We start from the raw sequence: 20,008 nt of genomic DNA on the forward strand, positions 1-20,008 counted from the left end.
TACATTGTCGACAATATAAATTATAACGCTATTTGTGTATTCTGTATACTGAATCAAAAATAGCAATATATTACTGGCTTTCCTCTATACTTACTTTTCTATAAGAAAAGTTTGTCACCAATGCAAATGAGAGAATATTATTTAAAATATTCTCACTATTTATTGACCATTTAGTTTATTTGTCTTACAATAATACAAAATGAGGAGGGATGAATTATGCGATTGAACACAGAACGAAAAGAAGAGCCCCTTTTTATAAAAGTCCATGAAAAAGACAATGTAGCAATTGTTGTTAATGCTGGTGGGTTAAAGGAAGGTACAACCTTTTCTAACGGGCTGGTTCTTACTAGTAGAGTACCAGAAGGACATAAAGTAGCACTTAAAGAAATAGCTGAAAAGGATGAGATTATCCGTTACGGAGAGGTGATAGGGAAAGCGTTGAAACCTATTAAGAAAGGAAGTTGGGTAGAAGAGTCGATGGTTGAGCTTCCTATTCCACCAGATTTACATAAGTTAAGTATAGCAACTCGTGTGCCTGATGCCCTCCCACCATTAGAGGGGTATACATTCCGAGGATTTCGCAATCCTGATGGAAGTGTAGGAATAAAGAATGTTTTGGGAATATCAACAAGTGTGCAATGTGTTGTAGGTGTACTTGATTTTGCTGTGAAGAGAATAAAAAATGAATTACTGCCAAACTATCCAAATGTAGATGATGTCGTAGCTATTAATCATCAGTACGGATGTGGAGTAGCCATTCAAGCGCCAGAAGCAATCATCCCGATAAGGACTTTGCAGAATTTAGCTAAGCACCCGAACTTTGGAGGGGAAGCTTTAATCATCGGTCTTGGGTGTGAAAAGTTATCACCATTAATGCTCGCACCTGATGGTAAAGATCGCGACATATTGTCTTTACAAGAACAAGCAGGTTTTTCAGATATGGTAACAAATATTATGAATATGGCCGAAGAAAAGTTAGAGAAACTAAACCTTCGCAAAAGAGAAATCTGCTCAGTAAGCGATTTAGTGGTTGGCTTACAATGTGGGGGAAGTGATGCTTTTTCAGGTGTTACAGCTAATCCTGCTGTTGGTTATGCTGCTGACCTTTTAGTAAGAGCTGGTGCGACAGTCATGTTTTCTGAAGTAACTGAAGTAAGGGATGCAGTCCATCTTTTGACACCTCGGTGCGAAACGAAAGAGATTGGAAACGCTTTAATTAAAGAAATGCAATGGTATGATGAGTATCTTCAAAAAGGTAAAGCAGATCGAAGTGCGAACCCATCTCCTGGCAATAAAAAAGGAGGCCTATCTAATATAGTAGAGAAATCATTAGGTTCAATTGTTAAATCTGGTAGTAGTGCTATTTCTGGTGTGCTTGCACCAGGAGAAAAAGCAACACAGAAAGGTCTCCTTTATGCGGCTACTCCAGCAAGCGATTTCGTATGCGGTACATTACAGTTAGCTTCTGGCATGCATCTACAGGTATTTACAACTGGTAGGGGCACACCGTATGGATTAGCAATGGCACCTGTCATAAAAGTATCCACAAGAAATGCTTTAGCAGAACAGTGGAATGATTTAATTGATGTAAATGCGGGAACGATTGCCACAGGTGAATCAACAATTGAAGATGTGGGATGGGAAATATTCCATCACATTATTGAAGTAGCAAGTGGAGAAAGAAAGACTTGGGCAGATCAATGGGGGCTTCATAATGATTTAGCTCTATTTAATCCTGCACCGATTACTTAATTAGAATAAAAAACGAACCCAGTACCGTTCTTTACATACGGTTTGGGTTCGTTTTTTATTCTAATACTTTTCCTTCAACAAACTTCAAATGATTGTACATTGCTTGAAATGCAGCCTGAGGATCTTTTTTCTTGAGTGCTTCATAAATGGCTTTATGATGTCTGATTGTTTTTTCTTTTTCTCGATATTTGATTTGTGCGTTGATTTTTACATGTGAGAGTAAAAGCGAATCAATCATTCCTTGTAAGACAGGATTATTTACACTAAGGGCTATAATTCGATGAAACATAAGATCATGTTCACCATACTCGTTGTCGACTGAATTTTCCATTTTGATAATTGTGTCATTCAAAGCTTCAAGAGTTTCATCTGTCATTTTTTCTGCTGCATATGTAACAAGACCTAGTTCTAAAGAGGTGCGTGCTTCAACGATTGCTTCAATATTGTCACTAACAAGGGAAAGCATGGTTGAAAATGGTTTATTACTTATACTCTCAGTAAAGTAAGTACCATCTCTCGTTTTTCTTTTTACAATACCAAGAGATTCCAGTGAAGTCATCGCCTCTCTCATGACGGGACGACTGACACCTAGAAGTTCCATTAATTCCATTTCCGGAGGTAGTTTGTCACCGGGTTTAAGTTTATTTGAAATTAATAAATCAATTATTTGTTCCTCTACTTGCTGAGCCAATGTTTTTCGTACGACTTGGCTACTAATTAAATCAAGCGCATCTTTCTTCACAATTGTCCACCATCCAAATTACAATAGTTTAATTAATCTAATTGTAATACAAATAGAATTAAAAGAATAGCAAGCCCTTTAGAAAAATAAATAAAAATTTTCAAAAAACATATTGTCAGTTAATTTAATTTGTCTTACAATTATACATAACAAATTGAAAGGGGAGGAATGAAATATGCATTCACCTAGAAAAGCACCTACAGGTATTCTCGGATTTCCTGTAGCTCCATTTGATGAAAATGGAAAGTTAGACGAAAAAGCGTTAGAAGTTAATATTCGATATTTGATTGAAGAAGGATTAGAGGCAATCTTTATCGCATGTGGGTCAGGAGAGTTCCAATCATTGAGTAAAGAGGAATATGAAATCATGCTTGATGTTGCCATCCAAGAAGCAGGTGGTAAGGTACCTGTTTATACAGGTGTAGGTGGAAATATTCAGGATGCCCTTTCATATGCGCGCTTATCAGAGGATAAAAAAGCAGATGGCTTTCTTGTATTACCTCCCTATTTAGCAGAAGGTGAACAAGAGGGATTATATGATTATCTGTATCAAGTAATCTCAGAAACATCACTTAATGCTATTGTTTATCAAAGGAATAACGCGATTCTACAACCTAGCACATTAGAGAAATTACTAGATTTAGAGCAACTGGTTGGCCTAAAAGATGGTGTAGGGAATATGGAACTGAATATTTGTTTAACCAATCGTATCGGTAAACGTTTAAGCTGGTTGAATGGCATGCCTATGGCTGAGGTAACAATGCCAGCTTATATTCCATTAGGGTTTGATTCGTATTCCTCTGCAATTTCAAATTATATCCCTCATATTTCTAGACAGTTTTATGATGCTTTGTTACAAGGGAAAAATGAAATTGTCCACGAGATATATAAAGATATTATTTTACCAATAAATGAGATCCGTAAGCAGCGAAAAGGCTATGCAGTCTCCTTAATTAAAGCAGGTATGGAACTGTCAGGGTTACCAGTTCAGAACAAGGTTCGTGCACCTTTCACACCTGTAGAACTTGAACATTACAAACAATTAGAAAGTATTTTGCAACGAGCAAAAGAGAAGTATCCAAAAAAGCAAAAGATTGTCAGGGGGTAAGGGAATGAGTACAGTGACAACGGCAAACTACTTAAATTATATTAATGGGGAATGGATAGAGTCGAATTCAAATGAAACAATTGAAAGTATCAATCCGGCGGCACCGAGTGAAATAGTTGGTGTGATTCAATCGTCAACAACAGATGATCTAGATAAAGCTGTTGAAGCAGCGAAGCATGCTCAGAAACCTTGGAGAAATTTAAGTGGTGCCCAGCGTGGTGAAATACTTTATAAAGTAGCTGGATTAATGGAGGAGCGGTTAGAAGAAATTGCTGAATGTGCTACGAAGGAAATGGGTAAAACACTTGCGGAGACGAAGGGTGAAACGAAACGTGGCATAGCGATTTTAAAATATTATGCAGGAGAAGGAATGAGAAAAGTAGGTGATGTCATTCCATCTACCGATAATGAAGCATTGATGTTTACGACAAGAGTACCACTTGGAGTTGTGGGCGTTATCACTCCTTGGAATTTCCCTGTTGCTATTCCAATATGGAAAGTGGCACCAGCACTGATATATGGAAATACAGTAGTCATTAAGCCTGCTAGTGAAAGCGCAGTTACTTTTGCGAAAATTGCTCAATGCTTTGCTGATGCAGGATTACCAAAGGGTGTACTAAATATGGTCACTGGCTCTGGCGCTGTAGTCGGTGGAGGGATTGCTAAACATCCAGATATAAAAGGAATTACTTTTACTGGGTCAAATGCAGTTGGTAAATCAATCGCACATGAGGCAATGAAACGAGGCGTGAAGTATCAACTTGAAATGGGTGGTAAAAACCCAGTAATCGTTGCCAAGGATGCTGATTTAGAGTTAGCAGTCGACGCTGTTATTAAAGGTGCTTTTCTCTCTACTGGACAAAAGTGTACAGCAACGAGCCGAGTGATTGTAGAAGAAGCGGTATATGATAGATTTGTAGAAAAATTGGTGATTGAAACGAAAAAGATTACGATTGGATCAGGTCTTCATGCAAGTAGTTGGATGGGACCATGTGCAAGTGAGTCGCAATATAAAAATGTATTACAAGCTATTCAAACAGGGGTAAGTGATGGTGCAAAGCTGCTTCTAGGTGGTAAGCCATATGAAGACAAGGAGAGTGGTGGCTATTTTGTCGAACCAACGATCTTTGAAGTAGCAGATCAAGAAATCGCTATTGCTAGAGAAGAAATTTTCGGACCGGTTATCGCTCTCATAAAAGTTTCGTCATTAGAGAGCGCAGTTGAAGTAGCTAATGATTCTGCTTATGGCTTAAGTGCTTCGATTTTTACGCAAAATATTACAAGAATGCTGAAATTTGTTCAAGAGATGGAAGCGGGATTGATCCGGATTAACGCTGAAAGTGCTGGTGTTGAATTACAAGCACCATTCGGTGGTATGAAGGAATCGAGTTCACATTCACGTGAACAAGGAGAGGCAGCAAAAGAATTCTTTACATCTATTAAAACTGTGTTTGTAAAAGGCTAGCATCAGGATGAGTGGGCAGCGCGACCTACTCATCATTTAAAAAAACAGTAGATTGTTTACGCTTACATTCAATAAAATAAAAGAGGGTGATTACCATGGCAGTCCTTAAATCGGAAAGACAAATAACACCAGCAACAGGAAAGAAAACAAAAACGAGATGGTTAATTGTTCTAATGATCTTTATTGTCACAGTTATCAATTATGCTGATCGTGCTACTTTATCAATTGCCGGTCCAGCGCTATCAAGTGATCTAGGTATAAATTCAGTGATGATGGGGTATTTATTTTCAGCATTTGCGTGGTCCTATGTATTAGGGCAGATTCCTGGTGGATGGTTGCTTGATAAATTTGGCTCTAAGCGTGTTTATTTTTGGAGTATTTTCCTTTGGTCTTTGTTTACTTTAGTACAAGGGTTAATAGGTTCATTTCAATCAGTCACAACAGTTGTTATCATTTTATTTGCCTTAAGATTTTTTGTAGGGTTGGCAGAATCACCATCTTTCCCTGCAAATAGCCGAATTGTAGCTGCATGGTTTCCGAGTGCGGAAAGAGGGACTGCCGCAGCAATCTTCAATTCAGGTCAATACTTTGCTACTGTACTATTCGCACCTATCATGGGGTATATCACCTTCACATTTGGTTGGGAATATGTCTTCTTTTTCATGGGGGCCATCGGAATCATTGTAGCCTTTGTATGGTTAAAAACGATATACAACCCAAAAGATCACCCTAAAATTAATCAAGCAGAGTTGGATTATATAAAAGAAGGCGGCGCATTAGTTGATATGGATACTGCGGCCAATCAAGTAGAGAAAAAGCAAGGGCCGAACTGGCAATATATAAAGCAATTATTAAGCAATAAAATGCTTCTCGGCGTCTACCTAGGACAATATTGCATAACGACCTTGACCTATTTCTTCTTAACATGGTTCCCGGTCTATTTAGTGGATCAAAGAGGTATGAATATATTAGAGGCAGGTTTAGTTGCTTCATTACCTGCTATCTGTGGATTTATTGGTGGTATATTGGGAGGAACGTTCTCTGATTTCTTATTGAAGAAGGGTGTCTCGATAACGGCAGCAAGGAAAATACCAATTATTACTGGTTTACTTCTCTCTATGAGCCTCGTTATTGCTAACTATGTGACCACAGAATGGGTAGTTGTTTTTGTAATGTCCCTAGCTTTTTTTGGCAAAGGATTTGGGTCTCTGGGATGGGCCGTTGTTGCGGATACTTCTCCGAAAGAGATGTCAGGGGTGAGTGGAGGATTGTTTAATACTTTTGGTAATGTAGCAGGTATTACTACTCCAATCATTATTGGCTATATTGTAGGCACAACTGGATCTTTTAATATGGCGTTGTTGTTTGTTGGTGCGAGCGCTTTAGTCGCAATATTAAGTTATTTATTCCTTGTAGGTGAAATTAAGCGAGTAGAATTGAAGAAAGTTTGATAGGGGAGGAAGAAAGGTATGGAAGCAAATATAGTAGATAAAATGATAGCCAAAGAAGCACCTGTTATCACAAAAGTGGAGGTCATCCCTGTTGCAGGCAGAGACAGCATGCTCTTGAACTTAAGTGGCGCTCATGCCCCTTTTTTCACTCGGAACATCTTAATTTTGCATGATCATTCTGGCCGAATGGGAGTAGGTGAGGTTCCTGGAGGAGAATCTATTCGTCAAACGCTAGAAGCTGCAACAGAGATAATTATTGGGAGTTCAATTGGTGCTTATCAACAAGTGCTTAAACAGGTCAATGAAGCATTTGCTAACAAGGATGTAGCAGGAAGAGGACAACAAACTTTTGATTTACGTACAACCATTCATGTAGTTACAGCTATCGAATCGGCGTTCCTTGACTTACTTGGTAAATATCTGAATGTACCTGTATCGGACTTGCTAGGAGAAGGTAGGCAGCGTGATCAAGTTGAAGTATTAGGCTATTTATTCTATATTGGTGACCGTCATAAAACAGATCTCCCGTATGAATCACCAACAAGCGATAATAATCGTTGGTTTCAGTTACGCCATGAAGAGACCGTAACACCAGAGCAGGTGGTAGCCCTTGCTGAAGCCGCATACGAAAGATATGGATTTAAAGACTTTAAACTAAAAGGCGGCGTGTTTAATGGAGAAGAAGAAATGGAATCCATTATAGCCATTAAAGAACGCTTCCCTCATGCTAGAGTGACACTTGATCCTAATGGGGCTTGGTCCTTAAATGAAGCCATCGCATTATGTAAAGGGAAAAATCATATACTCGCCTATGCAGAAGACCCATGTGGGGCTGAAAATGGCTTCTCATCTAGAGAAATTATGGCTGAGTTTCGTTTAGAAACAGGCTTACCAACCGCAACTAATATGATTGCCACAGATTGGAGACAAATGGCACATAGTATTCGCCTACAAGCTGTTGATATACCTCTTGCCGACCCCCATTTTTGGACGATGCAAGGTTCTGTGAGAGTTGCCCAAACATGCAAGGACTTTGGCTTAACATGGGGTTCCCATTCTAACAATCACTTTGATATATCGCTGGCGATGTTCACCCATGTCGCAGCTAGTGCACCAGGGAAGGTAACAGCTATTGATACACACTGGATTTGGCAGGAAGGTCAGCATCTAACAAAAGACCCCTTCATAATAAAAGAAGGAAAAATCGAAGTACCAAAAAAACCAGGCTTAGGCATTGAGATAGATAGAGAGAAACTAGCAGATGCTCATCAACTCTATAAAACATACGGACTTGGCAGCAGAGATGATGCCAAAAGTATGCAATACTTAATTCCAAATTGGCAGTTTAATCCGAAGAAACCTTGTATGGTTAGATAAGGATAAATAAACGGTTCAGATAACACCAGGATTGTGTCCTGGTGTTTATTTAGCTTTTCTAAAACTTACTATTATGTAAGATCTAAGACCAATTGTGTAAAAGACAGTTTGAGAGAGTATGGAATGACCTATAAAGGGGCTCTTCAAGCTGCTAAGTACAAGCTAGATAAAAAAAGTACACCTCCTATTCGTATTTGGGGGGCTCAGGATATGTATTGGTTCTATTTTTCATCTCAATACGATATTGATAATACATTTGTTTCTCTAGCACATATTCATGAAATGCAACCATTCAATAAAAATATGACAAAGATAATTTTAACAAGCGGTTATTATTTCAATCTTTCTATTAGCTGTAACAAAGCTAAGAAAAGGTGGGATCAAGCACGCCTTCTTCGTGGACAAATTCAAGATTCAATAAATAAGCAATCATTCGTTCCTTTAATGGAGCTCCCTGGAATGATTAGTGAAGAAAAGGAAGAGTATAAATCAGAATGATAATATACGTACGAAGGGTCAGTTCGAGAATCAAGGAGTTATTGCCATATAAGCAGGACAACCAGTAAAATCGCTACTAATAAAAGAAGAATTAGAGAGATAAGTAGGGTAAGCAGTGAAATCGCTACTAATAAAAGAAGAATTAGTGAGATAAGTAGGGTAATCAGTGGAATCACTACTAATAAAAGAAGAATTAGTGAGATAAGTAGGGTAACTAGTGAAATCACTACTAATAAAAGAAGAATTAGTGAGATAAGTAGTGCAAACAGTGAAATCGCTACTAATAAAAGAAGATTATGTGAGATAAGTAGGGTAACCAGTGAAATCGCTACTAATAAAAGAAGAATTAGTGAGATAAGTAGGGTAACCAGTGGAATTGCTACTAATAAAAGAAGAATTAGTGAGATAAGTAGGGCAACCAGTGAAATCGCTACTAATAATAGAAGATTATGTGAGATAAGTAGGGCAACCAGTGAAATCGCTACTAATAAAAGAAGAATTAGTGAGATAAGTAGGGTAACTAGTGAAATCGCTACTAATAAAAGAAGATTATGTGAGATAAGTAGGGTAACCAGTGGAATTGCTACTAATAAAAGAAGAATTAGAGAGATAAGTAGGGTAAGCAGTGAAATCGCTACTAATAAAAGACTACCCTGCCATTGAATTCGCAGAAATGAGTAGCGCTAAAGATAGTTCCGTGAATTTTGATTAGTATTAGCGTGAATCAATCTCGATTATGATAGATAGAAAGGAGACTTCTCTTGCCAACTTATAACAAACTAGTACGTGACAGAATTCCCGACATCATCAAAAAGTCAGGGAAATTATACAATACAAGAATACTATCTCACTCTGAATATACAATGGCACTTAAACGTAAACTTCAAGAAGAAGTGAATGAATATCTACAGGCAGGGCACTTGAAGGATCAAGGTGAAGAGCTAGCTGATATTCTCGAAGTCGTTTATGCATTATCAGAAGCTCCACAAATGTCAGTTGATGAATTAGATGCGATTAGAAGGACAAAAGCTCAACAAAGAGGAAGGTTCGAGAGTAGGGTGCTTTTGATAGATGTGCAAGAATAAGCTTATTATCATCTTTAAGGCAAAATCAATGGCATTACAAAAGGATACATAAGAAAGCACATGATGCATGCATCATGTGCTTTCTTAATATATGTGAAAAAATCTAACAAGTTATCCTATATAACAACCAACAAGTGCTTTTATATCCATAAAAAGTACCTGATAGCGCTCTCATAAAAGCATTGTAATAGGGAAATAATCTGAATTTTCTTGTTTTGTAGTGTTTTTATGTCACATTTCCTTACAAGTTTGTTGACGTTGCCTTTTATAACAAAGATAATTAACGACATATTAAAGACAAGGAAGTTGGGAGGTGTGTTTTTATTGAATTGAAGATGGCGGTTGTTGGTCCTGTTCCACTTGGTCAAGAGATTTGTCACATTGCCTCAGAGTTTGAGGGGATAGATGTGATTCCACTATTTTATGAATCTGCAGAACAATCACCAAGGTTGATTGAAAACTATAAATTCCCAGTAGATATGTATATTTTTGCTGGTCCTTCACCATTTCAACTAGCATTAAAATTTATTCCAAATTCAAGTATGGCTTATTATATTCCTTTTGAAGGAGCGGATATTTACCGATTACTTTTACAGGTATATGAGCAGTATAACCGATTTCCAGTCATTAGCTACGATATTGTAGATCAAGACTATTTAATAGAAGTATATGAGGAAAATAATCTGACTCTTATTCCTTATTTTTTACATTCTCACAAGGATGGTTTTTTAGATAGTAACGCTTTAGTCCGTTATCATTTAAAGTTATTAAAGAATCAACAAGTTGAAGTGATTGCAACGACAATGAACGCGGTTTATGAGCAGCTAAAGTCGCAGGACGTTCCCGTTTTCTTAATAAAACATACGAAATCCACAATCCGCGATATGTTAGTTAAGGCGATATTAAAGGAGCAAGACATAAAGAAAAAGGAGCTTCAGCTGACGGTATTACGTTTTGAAATTAAGGCGATAGGGGTCCATGATAAGCAGGCTGTAAAGGAAATGATTACTGAAATTATTATTTTCGGACAGAACTATTTATTGAGTACAAGTAATGTAGAGAATATGGTCGTTAGTTTGTTTTCAACAAGAGGTGTGTTTGAAAAGGTAAGTAAGGAGCGAACAGATTTTACATTTATTGAAGCTATGAATCGCAAGAAGCAATTGCTAGTTCACTTAGGGATTGGTATAGGCGATACAGCAGAAAGTGCTAATTTTAATGCACAGAAGGCACTTGAACACGCAAGTTCGAATGAGCGTGGAAGTTGTTATCTTATTGATGAGGATAAGAGAATTTATGGCCCGTTAGGAACAAAGGAATCAGTTAGTTATCCATTATTGTTCAGTAACCGAAAGAATATTACCTTAACACTAAGAAGATTATATGCATGGTTATTCTTGGTGAGAAAGACAAAGGTAACAACGCGAGATATTAGTATGGGCATGAATACGAGTGAGAGACATGCTTCGAGAATACTAAAAAGCTTATGTGATCAAGAGGTAGCAGAAATAACGGGAAAGGAGTCCATGAATCAAAAAGGAAGACCACGCCATATTTACTTCATTCATTTAGATAAATTAAAGGAAGCGGCGAATTAGAGGTGAGGAGGCTTAAACGGTAATGAAGAAGATGTACCACTATTTTATCCTACTATTATTTGTCACAACGTTAGCAGCTTGTACCACTATGCCTAGTGCAGCAAACAATGGAAAAACATATGGGAATGAATTAATCATTGGTATGGAATCAGAAGCGGATGTGTTAGACCCCCACCGGGCAGGGGGGTGGGTAACGATGAGGATTAACTATCAAATGTTTGAACCATTAATCGGGGAAGATTTGAGCAAATCTTCTGGTGAAGCATCTGTACCAGAGCTCATTCCAGTGTTAGCGAAGAGTTGGCAAGTATCTGAGGACGGAAAGATGTATACTTTCCACTTAAGAGAGGGTGTCAAGTTTCATGATGGGACACCATTTAATGCAGAGGCTGTGGATTTTAATATAAAAAGATTAACGGATGAGAATTTTGAATATTTCGATAAAATCGGGTCGAGTCGTACATTTAGAACATGGAAGTTTTTTGATAGAAGTGAAGTGGTGGATGAATATACCCTCAATATTCATTTGAGCTCACCTTTTTCTGAGTTTCCAAGAATGCTAGCTCAGATTAATTCATTACAAATTGTTAGTCCAGAATCGATCATTACAGGGGGCAATGATAGCGTCGGGGAAAATCCCGTTGGAACGGGACCATTTAAATTTAATAATCGTAATCGTGGAGAGAATATAACGCTAGTAAAAAATAAAGACTATTGGGGCGAAAAAGCGAAGTTAGACACAGTTATTTTTAGACCAATGTCTGATCCAGCTAGTAGAGTATTAGCCTTGCAAAATGATGAAGTGGATATCATTGCTGTACCACCGCCTGATGCGATTGAAAATTTAGAAGAAAAAGGATTCGATATTTTATCGGGCACACCGCCACATGTATGGTACTTAACATTTAACTTTGATAACGAATATATGCAAGATCAAAGGGTTAGACAAGCGATTAATTATGCAATTGACCGAGAGGGAATTGCCAATCAGTTGTTAAAAGGAACGGTTTCTCCTGCCTATACCATACAATCTCCAGGGTCGGTGAACTTTGATCCGAGTCGTAAATGGTATGAGTATGACCCAGAAAAGGCAAAGGATTTATTAGCCGAAGCGGGTCTAGAAGATGGGTTTAACATGATATTACAAACTTCTGTAGATGGTTCGGGGCAATTAATGCCTGTTGATATTGCTGAATGGATTCAAAGAGATTTGAAAAAGGTAGGTATTGACGTCACATTGGATACGCAGGAATGGATTACTTATTTCTCAGGATATAGTGATGGCATGGATTCTTCTATTGCTATGAATCAAATGTCTGCTGGTAGAACATCGCCATTCTTTTTATCAATGGTCGCTCATTCGGACTTTGTTGCTCCCGGTGGCTTCAATTCAGGTAAGTATGCAAGTGCAGAAACAGATGAATTGTTAGACCGTGCGTCTACAGCAACAGACGATGTCGAGGCATTAGAAATATGGAGACAAACAGAAGAAAAGATTATGACAGATGCGGCTTTCGCACCAATTGTTCATGATACGGCACCTTATGTAGTGAATAAGCGAGTGAAAGGCTTTGTGGTTCCATCAGAAGAATGGTATACGCTCGCACCTGTTTGGATTGATCAATAAAAAGTGCTGGGAGGAGAAAAATGACAAGGTTCTTATTCAAACGAATATTATCAACAATTCCTGTACTTTTAGGAGTAACCATCTTTGTCTTTTTATTAATTCAATTAATTCCTGGTGATCCTGCAAAGTCGATTTTAGGAGGAGATGCGACAACTGAAGCGGTTGAGGCATTGCGAGTGGAAATGGGATTGAATGAATCGATGATTGTGCAATATACGAGCTGGATGGGGGATCTGTTACAGGGAGATTTAGGTTATTCACATACACTTCATACACCGATTACAGAAGAGCTTCTCCCACGATTTTTGAACAGTATGATTCTCACTGTTGCCAGTCTCTTCATATGTGTGGTTCTTGGAGTAATCTTAGGACTCATTAGTGCATTAAGAAAGGGCAGTATTTTTGATAAAGCAAGCATGGGTGTAGCTTTAATTGGTGCGAGCATGCCGGTGTTTTGGATTGCGCTTATGCTTATGTGGCTTTTCTCTTTAGAAATGGGATTATTCCCTGTAAGTGGCATGTACAATATGAGAAGTCCTGGAGGATTACCAGATTTACTACATCATTTACTATTACCAGCTTTCGCAACAGCAACAGTTTCATTAGCGGTGATTGCTAGACTGACTAGAAGTACAATTATTGATACGTTGCAAAAGGATTATGTGAAGTACTTTCAGTCATTCGGATTATCAAATTCGAAGATAAATATTGTACATGTATTAAGAAACTCCTTGCCTCCAATCATTAATATTTCTGGTATGCAAGTGGGTTACCTAATGGGCGGCGCCCTATTTAGCGAAGTTGTTTTTAATTGGCCTGGCATTGGGCAAGCGTTATATGTTGCTGTGACATCAAATGATTATCCAACGATACAAGCAGGAATATTATTGATTGCCATTACATTTGTCATCGTTAATCTCATTGTTGATCTCTTAAATGTATGGCTTAGTCCAAAGTTACAGGATTCAATTAAATCTAATGCGGGGTGAAGATATATGAAGGGATGGAAGATAGCCTATAAGGCTTTTTTAACAGATAAAGTAGCAACAATTGGTGCATTGATTATAATTATTGCTTTCTTAGTCGCATTATTCGCTCCATGGCTCGCACCTTATCACCCGAATGAAGTGGCTGATGGTAGCATAAGGCTCATGCCACCAGGTACAGATGGTCATCTATTAGGAACAGATCAACAAGGAAGAGATATTTTAAGCCGAATTATCTTTGGGACACAAACATCACTCATATCAGCAGTTGTCCCTGTCGTAATTGCGGCAATGATAAGTATTGGATTAGGAATTATTGCAGGATTTTATCAAGGAATTGTTGGCAATATCATTATGCGTTTAATGGATATTTTCTTCGCATTTCCTGCCGTGTTGTTAGCAATCGCAATTGCTGCGATTTTAGGACCGGGTTTACTTAATGTAATTATTGCGATGATCATTGTCAGAATTCCTTATATGACTCGTGTTGTATATACTGATACCCTTCAAGAAAGTCAGAAGGAATACATTGAAGCAGCGAAGGCTTTTGGTGTGAGCCGTACGGAAATTATGTTTAAACAAATCTTACCGAATGTCCTGCCATCACTAATTGTCTATAGTACAATACTTGCTGGGGTAACGATTGTGACAGTAGCTGGTCTGAGCTTTATCGGGCTTGGTGTTCAGCCACCTGAAGCTGACTGGGGCAGAATGGCTAGTGACGGTAGTGATTTACTAATGCTAGGACATCCCTTTGTTACTTTCTTTCCAGGAATTGCGATTTTAATTCTGTCGTTTGCCTTTAGCATGATTGGTGATGGATTGAGAAACGCACTCGATCCATATGAAAGGTCGAAGGTGAAAAAGGAAAATGTGACCGCTAAAAAACCAATGGTCGCTTGATAATAAATGAAGGATGTGGTGGTGAAATGATTCAGGCGGTAGGAAAGAAGCAAGCGTTTCTAGATGTAAGCCATTTAACGACGAAGATTCATACACCAGACGGTTCAATGACAGTACTTGATGATATTAATCTATCGATTGATAATGGTGAAATCATGGCAATAGTAGGAGAGTCAGGGTCGGGGAAATCGATGACTATCCATTCCATCTTACAAATGATAACGAAGAATTTACTAGATAGCTATGAAGGTGAAATTCAAGTGGAAGGGAAAAGTATTTTGGACATTGGGCAGAAGGAGATGCAGAAGATTAGAGGAAAAAAAATCTCACTCGTTGCTCAGAATGCAATGACTTCTCTAGATCCTTCTTATCGTGTAGGTAAACAGATTATCGAAATTATTTTAGATAAAACAAATTTATCTAAGAGGGAGGCGATAGAAAAAGCCATATATTTATTAGAGGAGATGGGGATTGATGAAGCCAAAAGAGTGTTTCAATCATTTCCACATCAATTGAGTGGAGGACTGAGACAAAGGGTAGTTATTGCCATGTCTCTCGCCTGTGATCCAGATCTTATTATTGCAGACGAACCGACTTCTGCTTTGGATCCCACTGTACAATTGCAAGTACTTGAGCTATTCCAAAAGATTAATCGTGAGTTAGGGACAGCTATTCTTATCATTACACATGATTTCGGCGTAGTTGCTAGAATAGCAGAAAGTGTGGCTGTGATGTATGCTGGACAAATTGTTGAGCAAGGGAAGACGAGTGAGGTGATTTACAATCCACAACATCCTTATACAAATAGTCTGCTCAACTGTATACCCGATTTAGATTGGATTTTCCAAGATAATGTGGGAAAGAAACCGTTATTTCAAATTAAAGGGGAGCCACCCAATTTAATGAATTTAAGTAGTGGTTGTCGATTTGCAAGTCGCTGTCATATGGCTAAAGATATTTGTCATGCTAAACAACCAGACCTTAAAAGAGTGCATTCACTTGATTTGAACCACGCCGTTCGTTGTCTATTAACTGAAAGGAGAGAATCCTATGCAAAGTGAGTCCTTATTAGATGTAAGTGGTCTAACAAAGGTATATGGTAACAAAGGTTCATTGTTCGTACCACGAAAGGAAATACTAGCTGTTAATAAGGTAAGCTTTTCTATTAAGAGAGGAGAGACGTTTGGTTTAATTGGTGAGTCTGGTTCCGGGAAAACAACGATTGGTCGGATGGTGATGCGATTAATTGATGCAACGGCTGGCGACATTCAATATAAAGGTAAGTCCATTCTGTCGATGAAGAAGGGAGAGATGGATAAGTTAAGAAACGAGATGCAAATCATATTTCAAGACTCTGGTTCGGCATTCAACCCAAGAAAAACGATTGGGGAGCAAATTCTTCATCCTTTGAATAAATTCTATCCCGGTAATGAAGCTCAGATTCAGTATAAAAAGGTGATTGAAATGCTTGATGTAGTTGGATTGCGTTCAGACTTTTACCACCGATATCCACATGAATTATCTGGTGGTCAAAGGCAGCGAGCAGGTATTGCAAGGGCATTGATCGTGAAACCGAAATTTCTTGTCCTAGATGAACCTGTATCAGCTTTAGATGTTTCAGTTAAAGCTCAGATTATGAATCTCTTAATAGAGCTACAGAAAGAATTTCAATTAACCTACCTTTTTATAGCCCATAATTTAGATTTAGTTGCTTACTTCTGTGATCGTGTAGCTGTCCTTTCAAAGGGGAAAATGATAGAAACGGCACCTACAATCGATTTGTTTAGAAAGCCTCAACAGGAAGTGACACAAAAACTATTAAGTTCCATTCTAACATTAGATGGGGATTTAGGAGATTACTATCGCAAGCAATCTGTCATATAAAATGGAGGGGTTTTACATGGAAAATGTGTTTTTCAAAGATATTGAGTCCGTTGCACAGATGTTAAAGGTTCAGGAAGTATCGCCTATAGATTTAACGAAAAAGTTACTTGAACGGATTCAATCAATTAATCCTGTATTAAATGCATATATCACTTTGATGAGTAAAGATGCATTAGAGCAGGCTACGGTACTTGAAAAAGAATTAAAAGAAGGGATTATTAGGGGTCCACTCCATGGCATACCAATTGCCTTAAAAGATATATTTGAAACGAAGGGGAGCGTGACTACTTCTGGTTCTAGAATCTTTGAAAACTTCATTTCCCAAAAGGATGCCGAAATCGTAAAGCTACTAAAAAAAGCAGGGGCAATTATAATAGGAAGGCAAATCTTCATGAATTCGCGATGGGGGCGACAACAGAAAATCCTCATTATGGTCCTTCAAGAAACCCATGGAATATATTGAAAATTCCTGGTGGATCGAGTGGTGGATCTGCTGTAGCCGTTGCAGCGGGGATGGCATTTGCTGCTATTGGTACGGATACAGGAGGTTCCATTCGCTTACCGTCTGCTTTATGTGGTGTTGTTGGTTTAAAACCAACATATGATTTAATTAGTACCGATGGATGTACGCCTTTAAGTAAGAGTCTGGACCATATTGGGCCAATGACAAGAACGGTTGCTGATAGTCGTATACTCCTTCAAGTCATGGCAGATGCCAAAAAGTTAGAACGAGTCGATCTTAGTATCCGACTGAAGGATTTAAAAGGTGTAAAAGTAGCTATTTGCAAAGAGTATTTCTTTGAAGGAATGGATGAAGAAATAGCCATTCATATTCATCAGGCATTAGCTAAGCTTGAAAATCTCGGAGCAGAAATAATTGAAGTAGATATTGTTGGTATACAGGAGGCGCTACAAGCACAAAAAATAATTTTCAAAGCAGAAGCCTATGCTTTTCATGAATCTATGTTTATGGATAAATCACACCTCTATGGAGAGGATATACAGTTCCGCTTACAAGCTGGAAAAGATGTGTTAGCAAGTGAATACATTCAGGCCAAACAATATCAGCAAGCCTTCCAACAACATATCGAACATAAAATGCAAGCAGAACAAATTGATGTCTTCTTTTCACCAACGAATATAATACCGCCTTTTGATATTGGAAGTGTTGGTCCCGAAGAATCGGTGAATAATATTTTTCGATTAGGCAAGACACCACTAGGGAATTTGTTAGGGCTACCTATATTGTCGGTTCCTTGTGGTTTTACATCAGAAAGACTACCTATTGGGTTCCAAATCATGGGAAGGATGTTTGAAGAAGGGAAAGTATTAGCCATCGGTGAAGTATACGAACAATCAGAGGGTTGGGTATCATATTTAGAGAGAAATGAAGTATATCAAATAGAGAAAACGATGTAATTTGCAAAGGGAAACTCTAGAGGGGTTAAGGCTCTAGAGTTCTTCCTTTTGTTAAAAACGCTGCTATTTCCTTGCTACTTCTAAGTGTGATTATCTTCAAATTTGGCTTAGTATCTTTATATTTACGAAACCGCTCATGCATTTTTGTCTTTCTTCTATAATAAGTAGTCACGATAAACTTAAAGAATACCCAGTCAATTTTTTCATGACAGCCTTCAGCTATATCAGGTCTTGATCTTTTATGAAATTGGATACGGCGTTTAAAAATCCGGTAGAGACAGGTGGAGAGAGGGAGTTCTAAGTAGATGATTGTATCTGCTGCTGCTGTTCTAATGGGGAAGGTACTAGTGTAATTCCCCTCAATAATCCATTCAGGTTGTTTTATAATGCCTTGTTGAAGGTGTATGAATCTCTCTTCTGTTGATTCTTTCCAATTGGGGAGCCAGTATAAGGTATCTAAATGATGGACATCTATTTGTAGCTTCTTGCTAAGTTTTCGAGCAAAAGTGGACTTGCCAACACCTGCAGATACACCTATAACCATGATTTTTTTCATACAATACACTCACTCCTCTTCTACATAAGCTTATTTACGCTATTAGAGAGCTTCACTTTCCTTTAAAATGATAGTAACTGTCAAGTAGGAGGAAAATAGAATGATTGAAGAAGAAATGTACAATCGAGCCATCACATTTATTGAACAGCGCTATCCTAAAGGGTGGGGTGGAGCGGCTGTGATTCATACTGGTGATGAACGTTATCTCATTAGTGTCGCACCAGTGACGTTTAACGCTAGTACGGAGTTATGTATTGAAGTTGGTGCCATTTGTGAAGCACATAAATTCAATATTGATGTCACACATTGTTTATGTGTCGTCCGTGATAATGAGAATAGCCCCTTTAAAGTTCTTTCACCATGTGGTATTTGTCAAGAGCGTTTGCGCTATTGGGGACCGGAAGTGAGAGTCGGAGTAACGACAAAAGAAAAGCTACTTAAGTTTGTTCCTTTAGGTGAACTTCAACCTTTTCATTGGACAAATGTTTATCCAGCTGAAGAAATCGAGAGCTTTACTAGCAATGTAGAAAAGTTGCGTTGATTAAGGATTAATGTATAGATATAATCAAATAAAGACATTTGTGCAAGTAGTAATAAAACCACACCCTTCATAAAATCATTTTAAAAATTGATTTTGTGCTAGGTGTGGTTTATTATGGAAAATTATAGTGTCAAGCCACCATCAACCATCACTGTTGTCCCAGTCATGTAGCTTGATGCATCAGATGCTAAGAAGCTCACCACGTTCGCGATTTCTTGAGGTTCAGAATATCTACCCATGCGCATCACACTGATTTCAGCAGGGACATAACCAGTTGTTTTCATTTGCTCTTCCACTCCTTTAGTCAGCGGAGTGGCTACGCCACCGGGACAGATGGCATTTACACGGATCCCTTTTGATACATATTCGAGTGCAGCCCCTTTTGTTAAACCAACTACAGCATGTTTACTTGCAGAATAGGCTGCAGCACTATGCTCAGAGCGAACGCCTGCAGTAGAAGCGGTATTGATGATGTGTCCATGGCCTTGTTGTTCCATCACTTTTAAAACCGCTTTCATACCAAGGAATACTCCTTTAGTATTAATATTCATCACACGATCGAATTCGGATTCTTCGATATCAGTGAACATCGAGAATTTTTGTACAACTCCAGCATTATTGAAAAATACATCAATGGTGCCGAAAGTATCCACTGCTTTTTGGACATAATGATTAACATCATCCGCATTAGATACATCTGCTTTAATGAAAATGGCTTCCACGCCTTTTTCTTTTACTAGATCGAGTGTTTCATTGGCAATTGTTTCATTGAAGTCAACGATAACTAAGTTAAAACCGTCTTCTGCTAATTTAATCGCAGAAGCGCGTCCAATTCCTCCACCTGCACCTGTTATAACTGCTGTTTTCTTACTCATATAAACATCCCCTTTTGCGAATAAAATTGGTCGACAAGTTCAGTGTTAGACACCTTGTCTATTTAAATGATAAACTATTTGAGATGTTGTTAGGTACAAAGAAACCTTCTTTTCTAAGAAGATAGACATAAATAAAGTATG

The 20,008-nt window shown here is 38.1% G+C and carries 17 protein-coding genes and 1 pseudogene; 15 read left to right on the plus strand and 3 right to left on the minus strand.

Features of this window, described 5'->3' with window-relative positions:
- The first annotated feature begins 216 nt into the window (after window positions 1-216).
- On the plus strand, window positions 217-1,752 hold the full coding sequence (gene garD / locus MHI57_RS20290; RefSeq protein WP_307319024.1) for a galactarate dehydratase: 1,536 nt from the start codon (window positions 217-219) through the stop codon (window positions 1,750-1,752).
- 55 nt (window positions 1,753-1,807) lie between these two features.
- On the opposite strand, the gene MHI57_RS20295 is transcribed toward garD, so the two are convergent.
- Window positions 1,808-2,494, minus strand: a complete 687-nt coding sequence (locus tag MHI57_RS20295) for a FadR/GntR family transcriptional regulator (protein WP_095370419.1) — start codon at window positions 2,492-2,494, stop codon at window positions 1,808-1,810.
- Between the two features lie 175 nt (window positions 2,495-2,669).
- Here MHI57_RS20295 and kdgD point away from each other — a divergent pair, with 175 nt between their 5' ends.
- From kdgD to MHI57_RS20360, 13 genes and pseudogenes are all read left to right on the plus strand, one after another.
- The gene (kdgD, locus tag MHI57_RS20300) at window positions 2,670-3,602 is read left to right on the plus strand and encodes a 5-dehydro-4-deoxyglucarate dehydratase (RefSeq protein WP_095370418.1); all 933 of its coding nucleotides are present in this window, start codon (window positions 2,670-2,672) and stop codon (window positions 3,600-3,602) included.
- A 4-nt stretch (window positions 3,603-3,606) separates the two neighbouring features.
- On the plus strand, window positions 3,607-5,067 hold the full coding sequence (gene gucD / locus MHI57_RS20305; protein WP_095370417.1) for an alpha-ketoglutaric semialdehyde dehydrogenase GucD: 1,461 nt from the start codon (window positions 3,607-3,609) through the stop codon (window positions 5,065-5,067).
- A 95-nt stretch (window positions 5,068-5,162) separates the two neighbouring features.
- A complete protein-coding gene (locus tag MHI57_RS20310) occupies window positions 5,163-6,518 on the plus strand; it encodes an MFS transporter (RefSeq protein WP_095370416.1) in 1,356 nt (451 codons plus the stop codon).
- 18 nt (window positions 6,519-6,536) lie between these two features.
- Window positions 6,537-7,895, plus strand: a complete 1,359-nt coding sequence (gene gudD / locus MHI57_RS20315; protein ID WP_340978077.1) for a glucarate dehydratase — start codon at window positions 6,537-6,539, stop codon at window positions 7,893-7,895.
- A gap of 33 nt (window positions 7,896-7,928) precedes the next feature.
- Window positions 7,929-8,393 carry a competence protein ComK gene (locus tag MHI57_RS20320; RefSeq protein WP_340978078.1) on the plus strand — a complete coding sequence of 155 codons (465 nt, stop codon included), beginning with the start codon at window positions 7,929-7,931 and terminating at the stop codon, window positions 8,391-8,393.
- 761 nt (window positions 8,394-9,154) lie between these two features.
- A complete protein-coding gene (locus tag MHI57_RS20325) occupies window positions 9,155-9,478 on the plus strand; it encodes a nucleoside triphosphate pyrophosphohydrolase (RefSeq protein WP_340978079.1) in 324 nt (107 codons plus the stop codon).
- Between the two features lie 329 nt (window positions 9,479-9,807).
- On the plus strand, window positions 9,808-11,076 hold the full coding sequence (locus tag MHI57_RS20330) for a hypothetical protein (protein ID WP_307317299.1): 1,269 nt from the start codon (window positions 9,808-9,810) through the stop codon (window positions 11,074-11,076).
- A 22-nt stretch (window positions 11,077-11,098) separates the two neighbouring features.
- A complete protein-coding gene (locus tag MHI57_RS20335) occupies window positions 11,099-12,703 on the plus strand; it encodes an ABC transporter substrate-binding protein (RefSeq protein WP_328198510.1) in 1,605 nt (534 codons plus the stop codon).
- 20 nt (window positions 12,704-12,723) lie between these two features.
- Window positions 12,724-13,692: an ABC transporter permease gene (locus MHI57_RS20340; RefSeq protein ID WP_340978080.1), complete on the plus strand. Its 969-nt coding sequence runs from the start codon at window positions 12,724-12,726 to the stop codon at window positions 13,690-13,692.
- A gap of 6 nt (window positions 13,693-13,698) precedes the next feature.
- A complete protein-coding gene (locus tag MHI57_RS20345) occupies window positions 13,699-14,592 on the plus strand; it encodes an ABC transporter permease (RefSeq protein ID WP_340978081.1) in 894 nt (297 codons plus the stop codon).
- Between the two features lie 26 nt (window positions 14,593-14,618).
- Window positions 14,619-15,653, plus strand: a complete 1,035-nt coding sequence (locus tag MHI57_RS20350; RefSeq protein WP_340978082.1) for an ABC transporter ATP-binding protein — start codon at window positions 14,619-14,621, stop codon at window positions 15,651-15,653.
- Window positions 15,643-16,476 (plus strand): ATP-binding cassette domain-containing protein, encoded by an 834-nt coding sequence (locus tag MHI57_RS20355; protein ID WP_340978084.1) that lies wholly within the window; start codon window positions 15,643-15,645, stop codon window positions 16,474-16,476. Before MHI57_RS20350 ends, MHI57_RS20355 begins: the two co-directional genes overlap by 11 nt.
- A gap of 58 nt (window positions 16,477-16,534) precedes the next feature.
- Window positions 16,535-17,895, plus strand: a pseudogene (locus MHI57_RS20360) (amidase).
- A gap of 25 nt (window positions 17,896-17,920) precedes the next feature.
- On the opposite strand, the gene MHI57_RS20365 reads toward MHI57_RS20360, so the two are convergent.
- Complete coding sequence (locus MHI57_RS20365) at window positions 17,921-18,451, minus strand: topology modulation protein (RefSeq protein ID WP_340978085.1); 531 nt, start codon at window positions 18,449-18,451, stop codon at window positions 17,921-17,923.
- 100 nt (window positions 18,452-18,551) lie between these two features.
- Here MHI57_RS20365 and MHI57_RS20370 point away from each other — a divergent pair, with 100 nt between their 5' ends.
- The gene (locus tag MHI57_RS20370; RefSeq protein ID WP_340978087.1) at window positions 18,552-18,992 is read left to right on the plus strand and encodes a cytidine deaminase; all 441 of its coding nucleotides are present in this window, start codon (window positions 18,552-18,554) and stop codon (window positions 18,990-18,992) included.
- 122 nt (window positions 18,993-19,114) lie between these two features.
- Here the strand turns inward: MHI57_RS20370 and MHI57_RS20375 are convergent, their stop codons facing one another.
- On the minus strand, window positions 19,115-19,867 hold the full coding sequence (locus MHI57_RS20375; protein WP_095370404.1) for an SDR family NAD(P)-dependent oxidoreductase: 753 nt from the start codon (window positions 19,865-19,867) through the stop codon (window positions 19,115-19,117).
- Window positions 19,868-20,008: the final 141 nt, after the last annotated feature.

It is taken from the genome of Cytobacillus sp. FSL K6-0129 (assembly GCF_038007625.1).
GTDB classification, from domain to species: Bacteria; Bacillota; Bacilli; order Bacillales; family Cytobacillaceae; genus Cytobacillus; species Cytobacillus kochii.